At 33.5% G+C, this 2,559-nt stretch carries 2 protein-coding genes and 1 pseudogene; all 3 read left to right on the top strand.

All coding sequences use genetic code 11. From position 1 onward, the window contains the following. On the top strand, positions 1-1,368 hold a 1,368-nt coding region (locus V7D82_RS13655), incomplete at its 5' end, for a zincin-like metallopeptidase domain-containing protein (RefSeq protein ID WP_333601504.1). Between the two features lie 15 nt (positions 1,369-1,383). Then, positions 1,384-1,548: a hypothetical protein gene (locus V7D82_RS13650; protein ID WP_333601503.1), complete on the top strand. Its 165-nt coding sequence runs from the start codon at positions 1,384-1,386 to the stop codon at positions 1,546-1,548. 362 nt (positions 1,549-1,910) lie between these two features. Next, positions 1,911-2,559, top strand: a pseudogene (locus V7D82_RS13645) (T9SS type A sorting domain-containing protein); the annotation flags it as partial.

Raw genomic sequence — 2,559 nt, 5'->3', positions numbered from 1 at the left:
GGGTATAAAAACCCACCTATTTATACTTTTGTTGGGGATAAAGCCTATTATCAACCTGCCACCGATACGCTCAATATGCCTAAAATAAATGCTTTTAACAAAGAGGCATCGTATTACTGCACCTACTTTCACGAGCTGACACACTCAACAGGTGCAAAGAAGCGATTGGATAGAGATTTTTCAGGAAAGTTTGGTAGTAAGAATTATGCTTATGAAGAACTTATTGCAGAACTAGGAGCAGTATTTTTATGTTCAGAGGCAGGGATTTTATTTCAGACCAAAGAGAACTCAGCTAAATATCTTAAAAGTTGGAACAAGGTTTTAGTAAATGAATTAGAGAACGACAACCGTTTTTTCCTCAAAGCTTCGGCACAATCTCAAAAGGCGGTCAATTATATTCTGAACAGAAATTCGGATGCTGAAAAAGAAGAGGAAGAAGAAAACACAACTCCAGTAAAAAAAGTAGCGGTTAAAACTCCTGTAAAAAGAACTCCTAAAAGTAAAGTCAAAAGCAAATCTAAACAAGGGGAGCAATTGGATTTATTTGCAGGATTGAGGGCAAAAGCAAAAGCCAAAAAAGCTACTGAAGAGAAGAAAAAAAGAGTTGTGCCGGCAACAAAAAAAAATGCAACTAGGGTAAGTAAAAGACAACCCAATTTGGATCAGAATAAAAGTTTAAATCAATTAGAAAAATTGGGCTTTGTTTCTGCCAATTCCGCACCAAAAGAAGCTAAAGATGTTTTTGTATTGGGCGGAGAGATTGGGAAGTTTTTGCAAAAGCAACAGCCACACAAAGCACTAATCCTGATTAAAGGGAATAAGCACAGTTCAAAATCACAGTTGGCCATGCAGATTGCTAACGCTTTTGGAGAGCAAGAAACACCTCTAGCATATATCAATTACGAGCAAGGTGGGATTGAGAGTAAAGAACTGCATCGTAGTATTAATAGAAATACTACCGAGAAAGGCAGGAAGTTCATAGCTATAAAAGGTTATTTAGAAAAGCCATTTGAAGAGTTACAGGATTTCTGTAAAGTGGTTAAAGTCATTATTGCGGATTCCGTTACGGATTTAAAAATTACAGCCGACCAACTCAATTTTTTAAGAACCACTTATCCAAAAGTAATTTGGTGTTTTATATCTCAAGTGAAAGAAAACGGGGCAATGTATGGCGGTAATAAGATGGCACACAATCCAACTTCTGTAATTCATTGTTCCTCGCATCAAGACCCTAAACAAAGGTTTGCTACACTTGAAAAAAATAGAGGGAATGACCTGACTTTTAAATACTCGATGTATTACAAAAAGGTAGTTAATGAACCGACAGAATCAAAAAGTAAAAGAAAATTATCGTTTAAAGTTAAATAATTAAAATTCAAAATCATGGTAAGCAAAAAAGCAAAATCGAAAAGTAAAAAGAAAATTTCAGCAAAAAAATTATGTAGTAGAGTAATTGTTCGAGAAGGTGTCAAAAAAGACGGAACTTTAAAGAAAGGGTATCGCTATGTTAAAGGAGGGAGAGTAGTTAAGGCGAAACTTAAAAAGTAATTTAATAAGCCAATTTACAAGTCGTGTTGCAGTCTAGAATTGTAGCACGGCTTTTTTCATGTATATTTTTTTGTTTAGTTTCTTCATTCTTAGAAGATTTGTAATTGTTCTTTTTGACACTATTTTTTGGTGCAAAAAACAATAAAACCCTTTAAATATAAAGCTTAATAGGTTTTTCATCTCATTTTTAAAGATTAAAAAATAAGAAAAAAGACACTCAAAAATACCCATTAGTGGGGAGTTTTGTTCCAATTTCATTTCCGATATTGAAAACGAAAATTTAACAAAATGTACACTTTTAGTGTAACAATACAATTTTAGGACTTGTTATCTTTTCAAAATAATAACTCTAATCTTTTTTTATGAAAAACCAATTTCAATTATTCAAATACCTCAGCATATGTACTGTTGTATTTTTAAGTAGTACAAAATCACTCTTTGCCCAAGATATTCTTTGGGAAAAAAGTTATGGAGGGAAGTTTGCTGAATATTTATCGGATGTAATTCCTACTCCTGATTATGGATTTATTTTAGCAGGTAGTTCACTCTCAAAAAAAACGGGTAATAAGACTGATGATAATCGAGGTAATTTAGATTATTGGGTATGGAAAATGGATGAAAAAGGTGATATGGATTGGCAAAAAAGTTTTGGAGGTTCCGGTTTAGATTTTCTACAAAGCATTGCTTTGACTAATGATGGAGGATTTATTTTGGCAGGAGTATCTGCTTCCGACAAAGATTTTGATAAAAAAGATTCTACAAGAGGACAGGATGATTTTTGGATTATTAAACTTAATGCTAAAGGTGGTGAAGAATGGCAAAAAACAATTGGCGGAGCTGGACAAGAAAAACTGCAAAGTATTATTAAAGACAAAGATGGGGGATATATTTTGGCGGGTTCATCAGCTTCAGGTATATCAGGTGAAAAAACCACGAATTGCTTTGGAAACCTTGATTATTGGGTATTAAAACTAGACAAAAAAGGCTCAATAGTTTGGCAAAAAACGTATG

The organism is Flavobacterium sp. (assembly GCF_036741995.1).
Classification (GTDB): Bacteria; Bacteroidota; Bacteroidia; order Flavobacteriales; family Flavobacteriaceae; genus Flavobacterium.
The sequence above is the reverse complement of the archived record's forward strand: the minus strand, read 5'-3'. Positions and strand labels throughout refer to the sequence as shown.